An 18,343-nucleotide genomic window follows, 5' to 3' on the forward strand; every position below is an offset into this window, starting at 1 on the left:
CGCCGCCACAGCCGACAGTCTCACGCGCCATCTCGCCTGGCTCGACAAGGAGATCGAAGCGCTCGAGGACGGCATTCGCGCCGCCATTGCCGCCGACGAGTCCTTGCGCAAAGCCGAGCGGCGTCTGCGAAGCGTGCCCGGCATTGGTCCCGTCGCCGCCGTCACCTTGTTGGCGCTGATGCCAGAACTTGGGCGCCGCTCGCCAAAAGCCATTGCGGCGCTCGCAGGGCTTGCGCCCTTCAACAACGATAGTGGAAAGCGTCGTGGTCAGCGCATGATCAAAGGCGGGCGGACGCGTGTGCGCAAAGCCCTCTACATGGCGGCGCTGGCCGCCGCCAATTCGAAGACGCGTTTGGGCGATTTTGCCCGCAAACTACGCGCCGCCGGAAAACCGCCAAAACTGGTTCTCATTGCGCTCGCACGAAAAATCCTCGTTATTCTCAATGCCATCTGCCGCGAAAATGCGTCCTTCGCATGCTAACCAATACACAGTTGCCCGATCGCGCGCTTGGCGCGCGATCGGGAATGACATCACAGTTTGGCGGCTTGCGATGACGACTTCAAAGCATTCTCAATCTCAGCGGCGATGATCGCTGTATCTTTCGACGCGTCGATCTTGAACCATTCGATTTCGCCGGTCGGCTTCTCCATTTGCGACTCGAGCACGTCGCGCGTGGCGTCCGACACGTCGTTGATGCGCGCATCGACGCGCGCGGCGCGCCGGTCGAGATCGAGATCGAGCCAGACGCCAAGAAACGGCGCGCGCGCAATCTCGGCCGCGGCTCTTATCGCTGCGCGATCTTGAGAACGGTCGAAGACGGCGTCGACGATCACCGGCCAGCCGCGCGCGGCCGTTCGCGCCGCAATCTCGAACATTTCGCCATAGACCTGCGCCGACACGGCGCTCGCGTAGGCCTCCTGCGGAAGACGCGCGGTCGGCGCGACGCCGAAGAGCCGTTTGCGAATGCGATCGCTGTTGATGACGCGCGCGCCTGGCGGACATCCGATGACGGGCGCAAGCGCCGCGGCGACGCTCGATTTTCCTGACCCGCTGAGACCTCCGATTGCAATGACGGCGGCTTTGGCCGGCGCGAGCAGCTTCATCGCGAGATCGAAGTAGAGGCGCGCGCGTTCGGCGTTGTGTTGCGACGCCTCGACATGCGCGCGGATGGCGGCGCGCAGCGACATGAAGAAGGGAAGCAGCGGTAGGCCGTCAGTTTCGTCGCGCGCGTCGAGATAGCGGTTCAACGCCAGATTGGCGCAGCCAAATGCGCCGACGCGCCAGAGATCCATCAGCAGGAAGCTGACGTCGTACAGCACGTCGATCGTTGCGATCTCGTCGTCGAACTCTAGGCAGTCGAAGAGCGTCGGCGCGCCCTCGAACAGACAGATATTGCGCAGCGTCAGATCGCCGTGGCAGCGGCGCACCTTGCCCCGCGCCTTTCGCGCGTCGAGAAGCGCGCTTTGCGCGTCGAGCGCTCCGCCGAGGCGCGCGACAAGCACATCGATTTGCTCTGCGCTTGCTGGCGCCGCGTTGCGCAAGCTCAAAGCCGTATCGTCCAGAGTCCGGCGCATCGCCGCCGCGCCGCCCTTTTCATAGTCCGGCCTGGTTTCGTCGTGGGTCTTGGCGACTAGACGCGCAAGGGCCTCCACCATCGCTTGCGTCAGGCGGCGGTCTTTCGCAATCTGTTCGAAGAGGTCTTGGTCGGCGAAGCGCCGCATGACGACCACGGCGTCGATCATCTCGCCCGCGCCGTCGAGCGCCAGCCGCCCATCCGCCTCGCGGGTCACGCGATGTGCGCCGAGATAAAGTTCGGGCGCGAAGCTTGTATTGAGCGCCGCTTCACGCGCGCACATCTCCCATCGGCGGCTCGGCGTCGAGAAGTCGAGATAGGGGAAGCGCACCGCTTTCTTCAGCTTGTAGGCGTGCGTTCCGCAGAGCGCGACGACCGAAATGTGAGTCGTGACGATTCTCTCCGCGCCGCCCTCGAGCGAGGCGAGAAAGCGCACGACCTCATCCTGCGCGCCAAAATCCATGTGGGGGTCTCGAACTTGCGTCCGCTGATGCCGCGCATGAGGCGAGCCCCAGCGGCCAGTCCTTTTTGCGAGTGACTGAGCCTATTCCATCCCGAGCGCGGAAAGATAGAGGTCGAGGATTTCCTCCTCTTCCTCCCGCTTGTGCTTATCCAAGCGGCGCAGCGACACGATCTTGCGCATCACCTTGGGGTCGAACCCGGTCCCTTTCGCTTCCGCGTAGACGTCCTTGATGTCGTCGCTGATCGCACGCTTTTCCTCCTCGAGCTTCTCGATCCGCTCGATGAAGGCGCGCAAATGTCCGCCGTCGACGGCGTTGCTGGTCATGTGCAATTCCCGAGGCTGCTCCGGGCGGGCGGGGCGCGCGCCGGCTGGGCGAGCCTTGCGACAAACCGGCGGCGCTCGTCAAGGCGGCAGGGCCACTAATCCCCGAATTCCGCACCCCGAGCGGCGCACTTGAAACCGGCCTTCAGGTCGCCGATCTTTGGCGGGCCACCAGAAAGGCCGTAAATTGATGAACGAGCGGGATCCCTTTTCCAGTCACGACCGCCCAATGCCCCCGATCGGGGCGCGCGCCGCCCCTTACATCCCGCCACAGGCGCTCGAGGGCGTGCGCACGCGCCGCGTCATCGCCGTCACGCTTGATTTGATTCTTGTCGCCGGCATGTCGGCGGCGCTGTTCGTCGCGCTCTTCATCCTCAGCGCCGGATTGTCTGCATTCATCCTGCCGCCGCTGTTTCCGATCGTCGCCTTTTTTTACAATGGCCTGACAGTGTCGGGACGGAGAATGGCGACGCCCGGCATGGCCTTCATGGACCTGGAGATGCGCACGATGGAAGGAGACCCTGTGCCGTTTCTGCAGGCGGCCGTCCACGCCGTGCTGTTTTATGTCACCTGGCTGTTCCCGCCGCTGCTGCTCGTTTCGCTGTTTGCAGGCGACAAGCGCTGCCTGCACGACATGCTGGCGGACGTCATCGTCTTGCGGCGCTCGTCTTAAAATCCGCAACTTCGACGCCGAATCTGCCCTTGGCGCGCGCCGGGTGGGCGCTCTAGATAAATTTTGGGATTTGGGATTTTAGAGCGTGACGAAAGAGCCGCGCGACGCGCCGCAATTCTATCTGACCTCTCCGGCGCCGTGCCCCTATTTGCCGGGCCGCGAGGAGCGGAAGGTCTTTACGCATCTGATCGGGCTGCGCGCGCCGGCGCTCAATGACACGCTGACGCAATCCGGCTTCCGTCGCTCGCAGACCATCGCCTATCGCCCCGCTTGCGAGCAGTGCCGAGCCTGCGTCTCGGTGCGCGTCAAGATCGACGAGTTCACGCCGTCGCGCGGCATGCGTCGCGTCCGCCGGCGCAACGCCGAACTCGTCGCGGAAACACGGCCGGCGCGGGCGACGCAGGAGCAATACGCCTTGTTTCGCCGCTACGTCAGCGCCCGCCATTCCGATGGCGGCATGGCCGACATGAGCATGATCGACTATCAGATGATGATCGAAGACAGCCACGTCGACACGCGGCTCGTCGAATATCGTCTCGCCCAAGGCAATGGCGAGATTGGCGCGCTGGTCGCCTGCTGCTTGACCGACCGGCTCTCCGACGGGCTGTCCATGGTCTATTCCTTCTATGAGCCTGAACTCGAGCACAGGTCGCTCGGGGCCTTCATGATTCTGGACCATGCGGAGCGCGCCCGCGCCTTTGGTCTGCCGCATGTGTACCTTGGCTATTGGGTCGAAGGTTCGCGCAAAATGGAATATAAGTCGCGCTTCCTGCCTCAAGAGCGCCTGGGCATGAGCGGCTGGGTCCGGGTGGACTAGCCGGCAGGAATGGGAGCGAAGACTTGGCGGCGGCCCTTCGCCGCGCTCCGGCAGGTCACAAAATCGCCGGACTATTCGTCCCTTGTTAACGCCGAAGATGCACAACTCGATCGAAAGAGCCGGCGCGGTCCTCTAGGAGGCGTCGTCTTTCGGCTTGACCGCCGGAGCATGCTCCGGCGATGCGATTGGAGCGATCTGTGCGAGAATCCGCAATTTTCCAGTTTGCCGGCGCCGCGCTCGTCCTTGGCGCGGTCGCTCTCACGCCCGCTGCAGCCGCTTGGGACCAGGACGGACAGGCTGAATGGGCGCAGCGCTACGACGCCGACGCCCGCTTGACCGTGTCGCGATCGACGACCCCCATCCTGTCCACTCATACGGTGGCCGCCACGGAAGCGGCGATCGAGCGTTTGCGCGAAATCGCGGCCAATGGCGGCTGGCCGCAGGTGCCGGGCGGCCAACAGCTACGGCTGGGCTCGAACAGTCCGGCGGTCTCGGCGTTGCGCCGCCGCCTGATCGTCTCCGGCGACATTGGGGCCGAAACTGGCGCGAGCCCGGTGTTCGACTCCTATGTCGAAGCGGCGGTGCGCCGGTTCCAGGCGCGCCACGGCATCATTTCGACTGGCGTCGTCAATCAGCAGACCATTCAGGCGATGAATGTGCCGGCCGAGACCCGGCTGAAGCAGCTCGAGACCAATTTGGTGCGTCTGCGCAGTTTTTCGCATGACCTCGGCAACCGCTACGTCACCGCCAACATCCCCGCCGCTTCGGTCGAGACAGTCGAGAACGGCGAGGTCGTCACCCATCACATGGCCGGCGTCGGCAAGATCGACCGCCAGTCGCCGGTGATGCAGACCAAGGCGATCCAGGTCAACTTCAATCCGTTCTGGACCGTGCCGGCGTCGGTGATCCGCAAGGATCTGATCCCCAAGATGCAGGCGGATCCAAACTATCTCACCGCCAATCACATCCGCGTCTACAGCAAGGACAATCAGGAGTTACAGCCCGAGCAGATCAATTGGCGCTCGCTCGACGCGCTTAATTTCCGCTTCCGGCAGGACATCGGCGGCGACTTCAACTCGCTTGGCGTCGTGCGCATCGACATCGCCAATCCCTACGGCGTTTACATGCACGACACGCCCGCTAAAGGCGTTTTTGGCGACGACTTCCGCTTCGTCTCGTCGGGCTGCATACGGCTTCAGAACGTTCGCGACTATGTCGCCTGGCTGCTGAAGGAGACGCCCGGCTGGGACCGCGACCACATTGACCAGGTCATCGCCTCCGGCGAACGCGTGGACGTCAAGATCACGCCCGCCGTGCCGGTCTACTGGGTCTATATTACGGCATGGGCGGCGCCGGACGGCGTCACCCAGTTCCGCGACGACATCTACCAGCGCGACGGGCTTGGCGTGCGATCCGCCGGGGCCGATTCGCCGGCGCCGACGGTGGTGCAGGCGGCGCGTCCGGCGCGCGGCGAAGGGCTGTTCCCGAGCGACGACGACAGCTACTTCGAGGAGCGCACCCGGTAAAACTGCGGCCCTACTGCGCCGCAGCGGCGCTGCGCGAGGCGCGCCAGGTTCCGCCGCAAAGGTCGGTCGACGATGACCAAGGGCCGGAGCCCCTGCCGCCGCGCAGCGTTCCGTGGAAGCGCACGACCCGCTCGCCGGCGCCGGTGAATCGCGCCACGATTGTGCCGTCCTCGTCGACATAGCCCCAAAATGAGGCAGCCGGCCCCGACGCTGCCGCGATTTTATTGCCGACGATGTCGAAAGACGGCGGAATGAGACTGCGACACTCTCCGACGGTCGTCGTCGCTTCGATATTCCATCTGCCGTTTGGATCGCCGACCGGGCCGGACAGGGCTCGTTCGTTGTCCGGCTGCGCCTTTTGGCCCCGCGGCTGCTTGGCGGACGCTCCCTGGGCCGCTACGCAGACCGCAAGCGCCAACGCTAGAGTTCTCATTTGGCCTCCGAAAGCGCGCGTCGCAGCGCGTCGTGCATGTCGCAGCCTGCGTAGATAAATTCTGTCACGCCCGCATGGCGCAGACGCTCCTCGAGGTCGCCCGGCCGGCCGGCGAGATAAAGCCCAGCGCCTGCGCCCTTTAGCGCCAGCGCCGCCGTTTCCGCCGAGTCTCCGTAGATCCTGTCGGACGAACAGAGGCAAGCGAGTTTGGCGCCACACTTCCGGTAGGCGTCGACCAATTCGGTCGTGGATTCAGTTTCGGGTCCAAAAACCGCTTCGACGCCGCCGGCCTCGAAAAAATTCTTGGCGAAATTCGCCCGCGCGGTGAATGCGGCGACCGGGCCGAGATTTGCGAGGAAAATCTTCGGTCGATCGCCCAACTCAGCGAGGCTGACGTCCGACTCTTCACGCAGCCGCTCGAAAGGCTCGGCGAGACGGCTTGGCGCGAGCGGAGCGCTCCTCAGCGCGGCTGTTGGCGTCTCAATGGTCTCAGCGGCTGCGTCATAGGGCGCGAGAACGTCGAGCGCGCCCTCGTGAATATCGGGAAACTGATTCGCGCCGATGAGCTTATCCTTGGCGCGCGCGACGTTCTTCGCCCGCAACGCGGCGGCTTCGGCGACTCGCGACTGAAAGGCTCCCGTCTCCAACGCTTTGGGAAGGCCGCCTTCCGCCTCGATCTGCTGAAAAAGCCCCCACGCCCGCGCGCACAGCTCGTCTGTCAGCGCCTCGAAGCCGCCCGCGCCGCTCGTCGGATCGTCGACGGCGTCGATATGCGATTCGTCCTGCAGCACGAGCTGGGTGTCTCGCGCCAGCCGCCGCGCGAATTCGTCGGGGGCGCCGAGCGCCTGGGTGAAGGGGAGGACGGCGACGGCGTCGGCGCCGCCGATCGCCGCGGAGAACGCGGCGAGCGTCCCACGCAGAATATTGTTCCACGGGTCGCGCCGCGACATCATCCGCCACGCCGTCTCGGCGAAGACCAGAGCTGGTTTGGGAGGGAGGCCGCAGGCCTCTTCTACGCGCGCCCAAAGGCGACGCGCGGCGCGGAATTTCGCCACGCCCAGCAACTCGTCGGCGTCGGCGCAGAATCGAAACGCGATCAGTCCGCGCGCGGCATCAAGGTCGACTCCGGCGTCCGCCAGCGCCCGCAAATAGGCGAGCGCCGACGAAAGCGCGAAAGCGAGCTCCTGCGACTCGGTCCCGCCCGCCGAATGCACGACGCGGGCGTCGGTGACGGCGGTCGCGTAGATGAAGCCGGCGTCTGCCGCCGCCTTCACGTCCCGCGCGAAGTTCTTGGAAGCTTGCGCCCAGGGCTCCGCAGCGAATCCGTGCCGCGCCTGCGCGCCCAGCGGATCGAAGCCCATCGAAACGCGGGTGAGCGACGGTTCAATATGTTGGCGGTCGACAAAACGCATGAGCGCCTGCGCGGCGCCAGGCGCGCGCGGCGAAGAGTCGAGCGTCAGCGGAATGCCGTAGTCGAGGCGAACATTGGCGAGCGCGTGAGCGATTGCGTCATCGTCGTCGCCGACGAGCCCCCCGCCGTAGGCGCCGATCGAACCGGCAAAGACGAGATGCAATCCGTCGGCGCCGCCGTCGAGGTCCTGGAGAGCCAAGCGGTTGGCGGCGTCAGCGTTGGGGACGTCGACGCGCGCGAGAATCGCCCAGCGGCCGGGGTTTTTGCGCAGGACCGGGACAGGCGAACCCGCGGCGCGGGCGTAAATGGGCTCAATGGAAAGCCCGTCGTAGCTCTTGGAGACGAGCGTTTCGAAGGACGCGCCTTTGAGCGCCCGCTCAACAAGGACGCGCCACTGCGCGTCAGTGGCCTGCGGAAAGACCCCCGCCAGCGCCGTCTCCTGTCCCGTCATGTTCGCTGTCGCCCTCCGTTGTTTCGGGCGGCGTTTTCGCATGAAGCGCTCCGCCGGGCCACTGCAAATCGGCCGGGAGCGCGGCGGGCTTTATTTTCGGGACCAAACGCCTTAACCAGTGCCGACTGCGCCCGAGGGCGGGAAACGGGGCGCTGGAGCGGAAGAGCCAGAGGCGGGCGGTTCTGGCCACGCGCCCGGAATTAAGGCGTCGGATCGGCGCCGCCGCGTCAATGCGTTGCGCGCGAGCGCGGGTTGTCGTCGGCGGCGAAGAGCCTGAAACGGAGGGATTCGTGACTGATAATCCGCAGGACAAGAATCAGCTCGTCGACGAGATCATCGAAGTGATCGCGTCGGAAGGCATGGTCGACAAAAGCAAGATCACCCCCGACGCGTCGATCGAGAGCCTCGACCTCAAATCCGTCGACATCGTTATGATTCTCACTGCGCTCGAGGAGAAGTTCAACGTTTACATCCCCATGGACGGGTCGCTGCAGGAAGCCAAAGACGTCAAAAGTCTGATCGAGGCGATCGCCGACCACATCCAGAAAGAGCGCGAGAAGCAGTAGATGGCATTCTCGCGAGCGCGGGCCGAGGGGCGCCGCGTCGTTATTTCGGGCATGGGCGCGGTCTGCGCCTCTGGGGTCGGCGCGCAAAAGCTATGGGAAGCGGCGCGCGACGGCGTCGCCCAGATTCGTCCGCTCAAGACGGAGCGCCCTTATGACGGGCGCATCAAGATCGCGGCGCAGGTGCCCGACTTCAATCCCGCCGACTATATCGAAGCCAACGTTCTTCCGTTCTGCGATCCTTTTACGCAGTTCTGCATCGTCGCCGCCGACGAAGCGGTGGCGCAGGCGGGTTTTGGACGCAAGGACGTCGCCGGGCCGAGAACGGCCGTCATCATCGGCTCCGGCATCGGCGGCATGACGACGATCGAGGACGGCATCTACCGCTATTATGTCGAAGGCACGCGGCCCGAGATGCTGAGCGTTCCCAAGCTCATCCCGAGCGCGGCGCCTGCGACCCTGGGGATGCGCTATTCCTGCCACGGCCCGACATTCTCGATCGGCAGCGCCTGCTCCTCGGCGTCGCAGTCGATCGGACTTGGCATGCAGATGATCCGCCAGGGCCTTGTGGACAAGGCCATCGTCGGCGGCGCCGAGGCCTGCGTCATCAACGCGACGATCCGCGCGTGGGAAGGCCTTCGCGTGCTGAGTCCGAATTTGTGCCGCCCCTTTTCCAAGGGCCGCAACGGCATGTCGCTTGGCGAAGGCGCGGCGGTTTTCGTGCTGGAGACGGAGGAGGCGGCGCGGGCGCGCGGCCACGCGCCCCTATGCGAACTCGCCGGCTACGGCACGACGAGCGACGCCAAGGACCCCGTGCGGCCGGATCTTGAAGGCGCCTCGAACGCGATCGCTTTGGCGCTCGAAGACGCCGGAATGGCTCCGCAGGAGATTCACTACGTCAACGCGCACGGCACCGCGACCCACGCCAACGACATCACCGAGGCCGAAGCGATTCTGCGCGTGTTCGGCGATTATGGACGGGTCGTGCCGGTCTCGTCCACGAAACCTATTCACGGTCACGCGCTCGGCGCGAGCGGCGGCTTGGAGCTCGCCATCACCATACAGGCGCTTCGCGAACAGATCGCGCCGCCGACCATCAATTTCCTGGAGCCGGACCCCAGGTGCCCGCTCGATGTCGTCCCGAATGCGGCGCGCAAGCACAAGATTGACGCCGCCATGTCGAACTCCTTCGCCTTCGGAGGGATCAACGCCGTGTTGATCGTGCGTCATGCAGCCTGAGCCGCCGCTGGCGCTCGGGCCTTTCCGGTTGCGCGTCGATCCGGCGCGCGCCGCGGCCTATGCGCAAGAAACCGGCGGCGACGGCGCGAGCGTTCCGCTCGCCTATCCGGCGATCTGGCTCGCCGAGCCTTCGCTTTTTTCCGTTGTGCGCGACCTCTGCGCGAAGCGCGACGTCGTGCCCGTGCATGAGTCGCAGAGCTTCTTCTATGACGCGCCCCTCGTCGCCGGCGAGAGCTACGATTTAAGCGTCACCATGAGCAGCGAGGAGACGCCGCCGCGTTTGACGATGGTCGGGACAGTCGCAACGCCCGAAGGGGAGCCCTGCGCACGAATCGAAACCATATTGCGGCTCGTGCCGCGCGCGGGATTTGGGAGCGCGTCATGAGCGATCCCATCAAGGTCGGCGACAAACTGCCCGAGACCGTCATTGGCCCGTTCGACGCGCCTTCGCTAGTGCGCTACGCCGAGGTCTCGGGCGACGCCAATCCATTGCATCTCGACGACGCCGTGGCGGCGGCGATCGGGCTGGCCGCGCCGCCGGTGCATGGCATGAAGCTTCTGGCCGCGTTTGAACCGATGCTGAGGGCCTGGCGCGGCGACCTCGTCATTTCTTCGATCGCCGGAAAGTTCGTGCAGCCGATCCTGCGCGGCGAGACCGTCAGGCTGTCGGGGCGCGTGCTGCGCGCGACCGAGAACGAGATTTTCGTCCGTCTGGTGGCCTATGGCGCGGCGCGGGCGCCCGGCATCGTCGGCGAAGCGACCTTGCGGCCGAGGCTGGCCACATGAAACTTCTGCTGCGCCGCGGGGCGGGGCGCGCATATGGCTAAGAGCGCTGTTCGGGTTCTTATCACCGGCGCCTCCAGCGGGATTGGCCGCGCCTTGGCGCTCGCCTATGCGCAAGAAGGCGCGAGCCTTGTCTTGCTCGGGCGCGACGCCGAGCGGCTCGAGGGCGCCGCGCGCGCCTGTCTCGCCGCCGGCGCAGAGGAGGCGGAGACTCACCTCGCCGACGTGCGGGATCGCGATGCCATGGCGCGCATCGTTCGCTCTGCGCATGAACAGCGCCCCATCGACGTTCTGGTCGCCAACGCCGGCGTCGCGACGGGCCTTTCGCCCGGCCAGCTTCTCGAAACGTCCGAGGCGGTCCGAGCAATGCTCAAGATCAATGTCGAGGGCGTCTTCAACACGGTCGAGCCGGCGATTCTCCCGATGTGCGCCCGTAAGAGCGGCAGAATCGCTATTGTCGGCTCGATGGCCGGCGTGCGCGCGCTCCCGCATTCGCCGGCCTATTGTGCGGCGAAGGCGTGCGTGCACATGTGGGCCGACTCCCTGCGCGCCCAGCTCGCAGCCCATGGCGTGCATGTCGCGCTGATCGTGCCCGGGTATGTGAAGACGCCCATGTCGGCGCGCACCATCGTGAAGACGCCCTTTTCGGCGCGCGCTCTCCCAAAGACGCCAGCGTCAGCGGGCGTCGAATCCTGGCAGCCCGGCGCCCTTTCTGACGGAGAAGCCGCGCGCATCATCAAGAACGGGCTGGACCGCCGTCGCAACGTCATCGCCTTTCCGCGTTACATGTATTGGGCGATGCGCCTCTTCTCCCTCTTGCCGGCGGCGCTCGTCGACGGCGTCATGCGCCAGTTTCCTGCCGAAGTGCCGGAGACGCCGGAACGAGAGATTTCGTGACGGCCTACACCGTCCTCGCTTGGGCCGCAGGCGCTTATTGGATGATCGCCGTCGTTTTGCTTGTCGTCTCCGTCGCGGCGACGGTCGCGCAGCCCTGGCTCGCCGCGCGCCGTGGCACGCGCCGAGACCAGCCGCCGATCTCGGTGGTGCTTCCCGTCAAGATGCTCGAGGACCAGTTCGACCGCACGCAAGAGTCGGCGCTGACGCAGCACTACGGCGATTTCGACGTGACCGTCTCTGCAACCGACATCGATGGACCGGCAGTCCAGCGCATGCGCGCCATTCTCGCGCGTCACCCGACTGTGCCGGCGCGCATTCTGCGTTCGACAGCGAAATTCGCGGTCAGTCCGAAGGTCGACAATCTTTATGCGCCGTTCATGCAGGCGACGCACGACGTCATACTGATGAAGGACGCCAATGTGCTGCTCGAGCCCGACGCGCTGGCGCAGCACGTCAGGCAGCTGACGGACGAGGTCGGGCTCGTCTGCGCCATTCCCTATTGCGCACGCCTTGAAAATTTCGCCGCGCAAGTCGAGGCTGCGATCATTAACGGTCCGCATGCCCGCATGCTGTTTCTCGCCTCGGCGCTGGGGCAGGGGCATGGCGTCGGCAAGATCATGTTGTTTCGACGTTCGGACTTCCTGCGCGCGGGAGGCTTTGACGCGATTTCCCATACGGTCGGCGAAGACAACGCCTTGGCCAAGGCGATGCGGCGGATCGGCAAACGGCCGGTCTTTTCTCACAGGCTGGTGCGCCAGGAACTCGGCGCGCGCGCGTTCGAGGATGTTTATCAGCGGCAATTGCGCTGGAGCGTCGTTCGCCGCAGCGATGAGCTCATCTCCTTCCTCGCCGAGCCAATATGCCAAGCAGTTCCAGCAGTTATCGCTTCGGCGATCGCGGCGCCGCTCGTCGGGATCGCGCCACTTGCCGCCGCTTCGGCGACGCTTCTGCTGTGGTTTGCGCTTGAGACATTGCTTTCCGTGGCCAAAGGATGGCAGTTATCGTGGGCCGCGCCTGCGGTGTTTGTGGTTCGCGAGGCGACGATGCTGGCGGTCTGGTTGAACGCCTGGGTCACTGACCAGGTGGTTTGGGCGAAGGACAGCGTGAATGCGCGCGCCGGGGCGAAGCCCTCGCCGGTTCCGCACGAAGAAGGATAGGCCGTTTGCTGGGGCTTTTTCAATTCCTCGTCGACTCGGTCGCGATGATCTGCGCTTCAATCCTGATGGCGATCGGAATCGGCTATCTGATCGTCATCGGCCGCTTCTGTTACGACCAGCTGCGCGGCGTGCGCGATCCGGAGGCGCCCGCCATCCCAGACACGGATCTGCCGCAGGTCGTGCTTCAAATTCCCGTCTTCAACGAGCCGCTCGTCACCGAGCAGTCGTTGCGCTGCGTCGCGCTTCTCGACTGGCCCAAGGACCGGCTGCGCATTCAGCTTCTCGATGATTCGACCGACGAGACAAGCGCTCGGGCGGACGCAGTGGCGGCGGAGCTGCGCATCGGCGGCGCCGTGATCGACCATGTGCGGCGCGCCGATCGCTCGGGTTTCAAGGCGGGCGCCTGCGCGCATGGCCTCACGCTGACCGACGAGCCCTTCATCGCCATGCTCGACGCCGACTTTCGTCCGCCGCCCAATTGGCTGAAGCGAACGGTCCCGCTTTTTCTGACCGACGATCGCATCGGCTTCGTGCAGTCGCGCTGCGAGTTCCAGAATTTCGAGAAAAACTGGCTGACGCGCGCCCAGGGCCTCGTGCAGGACGGCCATTATCTCGTCGAACAACGCTCCCGCGCGCATGCCGGCTGGCTCTTTCAATTCAACGGCACTGGCGGAATTTGGCGACGCGCGACAGTCGAGGACGCCGGCGGCTGGTCCGACTATTCGCTATGCGAGGACCTCGACCTCACCGTGCGCGCGGCGCTCCAGGGATGGCATGGGCTGTTTGTCTCGGAGCCGCCGATTCCCGGTCAGGTGCCGGAGGGAATCCGCGATTTCCGCCGCCAGCAAAGGCGATGGTCGAACGGATTCGTGCAGGTCGCGCAAAAGACCGTCCTGCCGATCTGGCGTTCGCCATGGAGCCTGACGCGCCGCGTCATGGCGATCTCGCTGATCGCTCATCAGATTTTCTTCCCCACAGCCGCCATCGGACTCATCGCCTTCGTCCTTGGCGTGATTCTCCACGGATCGCTCGCGCCCTTCGCCGGGATGTTGGAGATCATCGGACTCATGACGGTCCTGGTGGCGCTCGGCATCACGCTGCCGCCCTATCTGGCGCTCAAGCGCGGGACCCTCGCCGATTATGTGAAAACGGTCGCGTCAATTCCGCCGCTGATGATCTATCTCGCCTTCGCCAATGGCGCGAAGATCCTCCAGACTTTGCGCGGGCGCAAATCGACGTTCAAGCGCACGCCCAAGCTCGACCACGAAGCTGCGACGCCGATCGACGCTGAGGTGGAGTAGGGCGAAGGCCGGTCGCGCTCACTCCAGCCGCGCCGGCGCCTCGAAAGCGCCGGCGTCGGTGACGATCGTTAACGTCGCGTCCGCGGCCTTGGCGGTTTTGCTTCCGGAAAAAAGCTTAAGCTCGAATCCCTCTCCCGCGCGCGTGCTTTCAATGAATAGCGGCTCAGGCGCTTCGGCAAAGACGTCTTCGGCCTTGCCGGGTCCAAGGTAGCGCAGCCGCCATGACCCCTCCGCCCTATTCCGCGAAACCGCAAAGCGCTTTTTGGCCTCGGCTGCGGTGAGCTTGCTGGGCACCAGCCGTTCCGCTTCGGCGATCGCCGCCGCATGGGGCGAAGCGCCGTCGCGCGGCAGCTCCAGAGATAAATCGGCGCGCGCCGGCAGGCAGATCTTGCCGCATGAGGCGTAGTCGAGCACGAGATTGAGCGTCACCGGCGCGTTGGGATCGCGCGGCGTCACCTTCAACGGCAGGACGACGCGCGCATCATAGCCGGCGACGATGGTTCCCGCCTCGTCGATATGTTTCGGCGCGGGGAAGGACGGTTCGACTTTGGCGACATTGACCGATTTCGAGAAATCGAACGCAGGGGCCGAGCCCGCCTCGCCGGGCTGGCGCCAATAGGTGATGGTTTCCGGCGCGAGTGCGATCTCGACGGCGGCGCGGTAAGCGTCGCCCTGCAGAGGGCCGGCGGACAAAAGCCGGGCGCTCGACGCCGCGCCCTTTACGATCGCCGACGCGAAGGCTGTGTTCTCGGCGAGCGACGCCGCCGGAAAGCTCTGCGCCAGCGTGACGGCTAGGGGCGCGTAGAGAAAGAATTTTGAGCGCATCGTGATCCTTCGGCGCCCCCGGTCCCCCAGTCAAGGCAGTCGGTTACGTGATTTGCGCCGCTTGTCCTGAGGACGCGGCGGGCGTAGCATGACCCTATGAGGCCGAGCGGTAAGAAGCAAGATTTCGCGGAGAGGGTGAGCGAGCGCCGCAGCGGTCGTCCCGAGGAGCGCCGCTTTCTCGATGGCCAATTGCTGATCGCGATGCCGAGCATGTTGGATCAGCGCTTTGCGCGCTCGGTGATCTATCTTTGCGCCCATTCCGAAGAAGGGGCCATGGGCATCGTCGTCAATCAGCCGGCCCGTGTGCGCAATTTTCCCGATTTGCTCGTTCAGCTGCAAGTGATCGCGCCCCAGGAGCGCATCAGCCTGCCGAGCGGCGCCGAAGACATCCAGGTGCTGTCGGGCGGGCCGGTTCAGACCGACCGCGGTTTCGTGCTGCATACGCCGGATTTCTTCCTCGACAATTCCACCTTGCCGATCGACGACGGCGTCTCGCTCACGGCGACCATCGACATTCTGCGCGCGATCGCGGCGGGGCGCGGTCCGGATCGCGCGCTGCTGGCGCTCGGCTATGCGGGTTGGGACCCGGGTCAGCTCGAAGAAGAGATCCAGCGCAATGGCTGGCTGAATTGTCCAACCGATCCCGCGTTGCTGTTCGATCACGACCTCGAGACGAAATATGCCCGTGCGCTGCGCTCGATCGGCGTCGATCCACAACGGCTGTCGACACACGCGGGACACGCCTGAGCGTCGATTCAGAGTCGTTCGAAGGCTGGCGCATAGTCTACCGGTCCCACCTTGGCTGGAAGCGCGCCGTTGAGCGCCAGCGCCATGAAATGCGGCCCCGCATATGGCGAGTTAAAGTCGGCCGCAAGTTCTGGTTTAAATCCGAAACGGCCGTAAAAGGCGCTCTCGCCCAACACAAAAATCGCGCGCCACTGGTCGTCCTGCGCACGCGCCAAGCTCCAGCGCAAAAGCGCGCTGGCGACGCCTTTTTGGCGAAGCGTCGCTGCGACCGCCACCGGACCGAGCCCGAGCGCCGGAATGGGTGCGTTCATCCTGGATAGGGCGGCGTAGCCGACGATGACGCCGTTGACAGTCGCGACGCCGCCAAAAACCAGGTCGCCTTCCTTGCGCAGCGCCTCGACGAGTTCGGCCTCGCCGTATCGTTCGAAAGCCGCAACGAGCAGCCCGTGTATGGCGGAATGATCCTCCGGCGTTTCCGCGCGAAGAGTCGCGCCTCCGGTCATGGCGCAGGGTTGCTGTGGAGATGGTGGATGGCGTCAATACGCCGCTCGATTTCAGGCGTGATCCTGAACTCCACCGACGCGAGGTCGGCTTTGAGCTGCGCCATCGTCGTCGCGCCAATGATATTCGACGTCACGAAGGGCCGGGACGTCACGAAGGCGATGGCGAGCTGCGCCGGATCGACTCCCATATCTTGCGCGAGCGCCAGATAAGCGGCGATCGCTTTTTCGACTTCCGGCTTCTCATAACGCTGGGCGCGCTCGAACAGCGTCGTGCGCGCGCCGGGCGGCCGTGCGCCGCCCTGATATTTTCCGGTGAGATAACCTTGCGCCAGCGGCGAATAGGCGAGCAATCCGACGCGTTCGCGCTCAGCGAACTCAGCGAGTCCGATCTCGAAGGTGCGGTTGACGAGGTTGTAGGCGTTTTGAATCGAGACGACGCGGGGCCCAAGGCCGAGTTCCGCAGCGCGCAGAAAGCGCGCTACGCCCCACGGCGTTTCATTGGACAGGCCGATATGCCGAACCTTGCCGGCCTGGACGAGCCGCGCCAGCGCTTCGAGCGTCTCTTCGATGGGAATTTCGTCGCGCTTCGTCGGCCGTCGATAGACCGTGCCGCCAGCGCCCCACAGCGGCAGCGAACGGTCCGGCCAATGCAATTGATAGAGATCGATGTAGTCGGTCTGCAGACGCTTGAGCGATCCCTCGATCGCGGAGTCGATGTTCTTGGCGTCGAGAACCGTTCCGGCGCCTGCGGGACGCAGCCAGTTGGCGTCGCCGCGGCCGGCGACCTTAGTGGCGATGATCGCCTTGTCGCGGTTCTTACGTGCGGCGAGCCAACTCCCGATGATGCGCTCGGAGGCGCCTTGAGTTTCTTGCCTCGGCGGAATGGAATAGATTTCCGCCGTGTCGATGAAATTGACGCCGCAATCGAAGGCGTAATCCAATTGCGTGTGGCCTTCGGCTTCGCTGTTCTGCTGTCCCCACGTCATTGAGCCGAGACAGATGGCGGAAACGGAGAGATCGCTGTCGCCAAGTTTGCGGTATTCCACGGCGCCCGTCCCTTAACGAAGCCATTCGCTCGACTGCAGCGCAAGCCGCAATTCGAAGCTCTGAAATTGGGTGAAGATTGGCGACAGCCATGCTTTGAGCGCCGCGCGAACCACCATGGACATTTCCGGCGGCGGCTCTCTCGTGAAGCGGGACAGCGACAGATCGACGTCGTCGAGCGCGCGCGCGATCGGCGCCTCAAGACGCGGGATCACGAATTTGCCGCTCGCCGGATAGCGCGCAAGAATCGCCAAGGAGTCGCGGCCGAGCGGCGAGGCGCCGCGATTGTGGATGATGCTCATCATGAGATCCGGCCATGTGGTCTTAAGGACGAGCGCGCTGTTCGCCGCGCTCTCCGTGACGTCCGTTTGAAAGAGCACGATCGGCTCAACGCCGCGCCTGCGCGCTTCTTCGAGAAAGCCGATTTCGGCGATGGTCGCGAACAGGCGCTCATAGGAGCGATGCCAGACGTCGACGATCTTTGGCGTCTCGTCGGCGACCAGCAGGCGGTCGAAGAGCGAAATCTGGCCCTTGATCTCGCTGATATCGACGATGCGCGTCGCTTCCGGAAAGAACAATGCATAGAGCGGCTCCCGAAAACCCGTGTCGAAGCCTTCCACGTCGACATTGCGCGACAGATAATAATCGGTCAGCAAACGCGCCGCTGTCGTCACGCCTGTTCGCGAGTGCGGCGAGCAAACGAAGAACGCAAGAGTGCGAGGCGTCATATGGTCTTCGCGGAGACGATGCGCGTCGCCGCGACCCTCTATCGCCTCTTATCGCCAACAAGATCGAGAAGGCCGACCCGTTCGAACTCGTCGGCGACGCGCGCCAGCCATGTGCGGACGTAGCCGCGCAACACGAACGAATGCTCCGCCGGTTTGCCCTGCGCGTCCTGATTGCCGATGAATGTCGAGAACGGCGTGCCGGATAGCTCGACCTGCTCGTAGGCGAGTTCGCTGAGCTTGGGGATCGTGATCTCGCCCGAGGTGACGACGTGCTCGAAATATTTCGCGTGCGTTTTCGGATCCCACTCGAAGAAGGTCGTGTCGTTGACGTGATTCTTCACCATGAAATAATTGGCGTCCGCGACATAGGGCGCGATTTCGGCGATCTCCTCCAACGAAGCGATGGAGGGCCCGATCACATGCAGCAGCACGAAGCGGAATTCGCCGCTTTTCACCGCATCGAAGAAGCCGATTTCGTCGAGCGCCCCGAGCGCCGGGCTCAATCCGCCAGCGCGCACGTCGATGACGCTGACCTTGGCTTGCGACGTATTCAGCGTGTCGATGATCTTCATCTGGTCCGAGGGTTCGGTCAGATCGACGATCATCGTCTCGTCAGGGTGGAAGCGGTGAAGCGTTCCGCGCGGCGTCTCGGTGTCGAACGCGCGCGTATGGATGTCATTGAGCGAAAGAAAGTCGAGGATGGCTCTGGCGATCGTGGTTTTGCCCACGCCGCCCTTGTCCGCGCCAACGACGATGACCGCCGGGCGCGCGGCGGCGTTCGCGGCGGCGGCCGGAGCCTCGGCCTTTCGCGGTCGGCTTTCCGGCTCCCGTTTCGCTGGCGCTTCCCTGGTGATTTTGACCGGTTTCTTAACCATGGGTGCTCCTAT

The 18,343-nt window shown here is 64.7% G+C and carries 21 protein-coding genes; 12 read left to right on the forward strand and 9 right to left on the reverse strand.

What is annotated here, in order from left to right; translation table 11 throughout:
• The coding region (locus tag IYX23_RS11505; protein WP_196398847.1) for a transposase at positions 1–481 on the forward strand (481 nt) is incomplete at its 5' end.
• Between the two features lie 50 nt (positions 482–531).
• Here IYX23_RS11505 and IYX23_RS11510 read toward each other — a convergent pair.
• Both IYX23_RS11510 and IYX23_RS11515 read right to left on the reverse strand, forming a co-directional pair.
• Entirely contained in the window at positions 532–2,037 is a 1,506-nt protein-coding gene (locus IYX23_RS11510) for an AAA family ATPase (RefSeq protein ID WP_196392894.1), read from the reverse strand.
• An 81-nt stretch (positions 2,038–2,118) separates the two neighbouring features.
• Entirely contained in the window at positions 2,119–2,361 is a 243-nt protein-coding gene (locus IYX23_RS11515; RefSeq protein WP_026223071.1) for a DUF2312 domain-containing protein, read from the reverse strand.
• Positions 2,362–2,587: 226 nt separating this feature from the next.
• On the opposite strand from IYX23_RS11515, the gene IYX23_RS11520 reads away from it, so the two are divergent.
• From IYX23_RS11520 to IYX23_RS11530, 3 genes are all read left to right on the forward strand, one after another.
• Positions 2,588–3,031, forward strand: a complete 444-nt coding sequence (locus IYX23_RS11520) for an RDD family protein (RefSeq protein WP_196393055.1) — start codon at positions 2,588–2,590, stop codon at positions 3,029–3,031.
• A gap of 85 nt (positions 3,032–3,116) precedes the next feature.
• The gene (locus tag IYX23_RS11525) at positions 3,117–3,848 is read left to right on the forward strand and encodes an arginyltransferase (RefSeq protein ID WP_124738731.1); all 732 of its coding nucleotides are present in this window, start codon (positions 3,117–3,119) and stop codon (positions 3,846–3,848) included.
• Between the two features lie 179 nt (positions 3,849–4,027).
• Positions 4,028–5,374 (forward strand): L,D-transpeptidase family protein, encoded by a 1,347-nt coding sequence (locus tag IYX23_RS11530; RefSeq protein WP_196392895.1) that lies wholly within the window; start codon positions 4,028–4,030, stop codon positions 5,372–5,374.
• A 10-nt stretch (positions 5,375–5,384) separates the two neighbouring features.
• On the opposite strand, the gene IYX23_RS11535 is transcribed toward IYX23_RS11530, so the two are convergent.
• Both IYX23_RS11535 and IYX23_RS11540 read right to left on the reverse strand, forming a co-directional pair.
• Complete coding sequence (locus tag IYX23_RS11535; protein WP_196392896.1) at positions 5,385–5,807, reverse strand: hypothetical protein; 423 nt, start codon at positions 5,805–5,807, stop codon at positions 5,385–5,387.
• Entirely contained in the window at positions 5,804–7,669 is a 1,866-nt protein-coding gene (locus IYX23_RS11540) for a methylmalonyl-CoA mutase subunit beta (RefSeq protein ID WP_196392897.1), read from the reverse strand. Before IYX23_RS11540 ends, IYX23_RS11535 begins: the two co-directional genes overlap by 4 nt.
• Positions 7,670–7,959: 290 nt before the next feature.
• On the opposite strand from IYX23_RS11540, the gene IYX23_RS11545 reads away from it, so the two are divergent.
• Genes IYX23_RS11545 through IYX23_RS11575 form a run of 7 tightly spaced genes read left to right on the forward strand, consistent with a single transcriptional unit; the run spans position 7,960 to position 13,609 of the window.
• A complete protein-coding gene (locus IYX23_RS11545) occupies positions 7,960–8,235 on the forward strand; it encodes a phosphopantetheine-binding protein (RefSeq protein ID WP_014890237.1) in 276 nt (91 codons plus the stop codon).
• Complete coding sequence (locus IYX23_RS11550; protein WP_196392899.1) at positions 8,236–9,471, forward strand: beta-ketoacyl-[acyl-carrier-protein] synthase family protein; 1,236 nt, start codon at positions 8,236–8,238, stop codon at positions 9,469–9,471.
• On the forward strand, positions 9,461–9,856 hold the full coding sequence (locus IYX23_RS11555) for a hypothetical protein (RefSeq protein ID WP_196392900.1): 396 nt from the start codon (positions 9,461–9,463) through the stop codon (positions 9,854–9,856). The genes IYX23_RS11550 and IYX23_RS11555 overlap by 11 nt, the downstream gene beginning before the upstream one ends.
• The gene (locus IYX23_RS11560) at positions 9,853–10,257 is read left to right on the forward strand and encodes a MaoC/PaaZ C-terminal domain-containing protein (protein ID WP_196392901.1); all 405 of its coding nucleotides are present in this window, start codon (positions 9,853–9,855) and stop codon (positions 10,255–10,257) included. The genes IYX23_RS11555 and IYX23_RS11560 overlap by 4 nt, the downstream gene beginning before the upstream one ends.
• A gap of 33 nt (positions 10,258–10,290) precedes the next feature.
• Positions 10,291–11,151, forward strand: coding sequence for an SDR family oxidoreductase (locus tag IYX23_RS11565; RefSeq protein WP_196392902.1), 861 nt, complete (start codon positions 10,291–10,293; stop codon positions 11,149–11,151).
• A complete protein-coding gene (locus IYX23_RS11570; RefSeq protein ID WP_196392903.1) occupies positions 11,148–12,308 on the forward strand; it encodes a glycosyltransferase in 1,161 nt (386 codons plus the stop codon). Before IYX23_RS11565 ends, IYX23_RS11570 begins: the two co-directional genes overlap by 4 nt.
• Before the next feature lie 5 nt (positions 12,309–12,313).
• Positions 12,314–13,609: a glycosyltransferase family 2 protein gene (locus tag IYX23_RS11575; protein WP_196392904.1), complete on the forward strand. Its 1,296-nt coding sequence runs from the start codon at positions 12,314–12,316 to the stop codon at positions 13,607–13,609.
• An 18-nt stretch (positions 13,610–13,627) separates the two neighbouring features.
• Here the strand turns inward: IYX23_RS11575 and IYX23_RS11580 are convergent, their stop codons facing one another.
• Positions 13,628–14,434: a protein-disulfide reductase DsbD domain-containing protein gene (locus tag IYX23_RS11580; RefSeq protein ID WP_196392905.1), complete on the reverse strand. Its 807-nt coding sequence runs from the start codon at positions 14,432–14,434 to the stop codon at positions 13,628–13,630.
• A gap of 96 nt (positions 14,435–14,530) precedes the next feature.
• On the opposite strand from IYX23_RS11580, the gene IYX23_RS11585 reads away from it, so the two are divergent.
• Positions 14,531–15,181 carry a YqgE/AlgH family protein gene (locus IYX23_RS11585; RefSeq protein WP_196392906.1) on the forward strand — a complete coding sequence of 217 codons (651 nt, stop codon included), beginning with the start codon at positions 14,531–14,533 and terminating at the stop codon, positions 15,179–15,181.
• 8 nt (positions 15,182–15,189) lie between these two features.
• On the opposite strand, the gene IYX23_RS11590 is transcribed toward IYX23_RS11585, so the two are convergent.
• The 4 genes from IYX23_RS11590 to IYX23_RS11605 are packed head-to-tail and all read right to left on the reverse strand — an operon-like array spanning position 15,190 to position 18,331.
• Entirely contained in the window at positions 15,190–15,684 is a 495-nt protein-coding gene (locus IYX23_RS11590) for an N-acetyltransferase (protein WP_196392907.1), read from the reverse strand.
• On the reverse strand, positions 15,681–16,730 hold the full coding sequence (locus tag IYX23_RS11595) for an aldo/keto reductase (RefSeq protein ID WP_196392908.1): 1,050 nt from the start codon (positions 16,728–16,730) through the stop codon (positions 15,681–15,683). The genes IYX23_RS11590 and IYX23_RS11595 overlap by 4 nt, the downstream gene beginning before the upstream one ends.
• A gap of 12 nt (positions 16,731–16,742) precedes the next feature.
• Positions 16,743–17,456 (reverse strand): hypothetical protein, encoded by a 714-nt coding sequence (locus IYX23_RS11600; protein WP_196392909.1) that lies wholly within the window; start codon positions 17,454–17,456, stop codon positions 16,743–16,745.
• Between the two features lie 38 nt (positions 17,457–17,494).
• Positions 17,495–18,331 carry a hypothetical protein gene (locus IYX23_RS11605; RefSeq protein WP_196392910.1) on the reverse strand — a complete coding sequence of 279 codons (837 nt, stop codon included), beginning with the start codon at positions 18,329–18,331 and terminating at the stop codon, positions 17,495–17,497.
• Positions 18,332–18,343 lie beyond the last annotated feature (12 nt).

Origin of the sequence: Methylocystis sp. L43 (genome assembly GCF_015709525.1) — a bacterium.
GTDB lineage: Bacteria > Pseudomonadota > Alphaproteobacteria > Rhizobiales > Beijerinckiaceae > Methylocystis.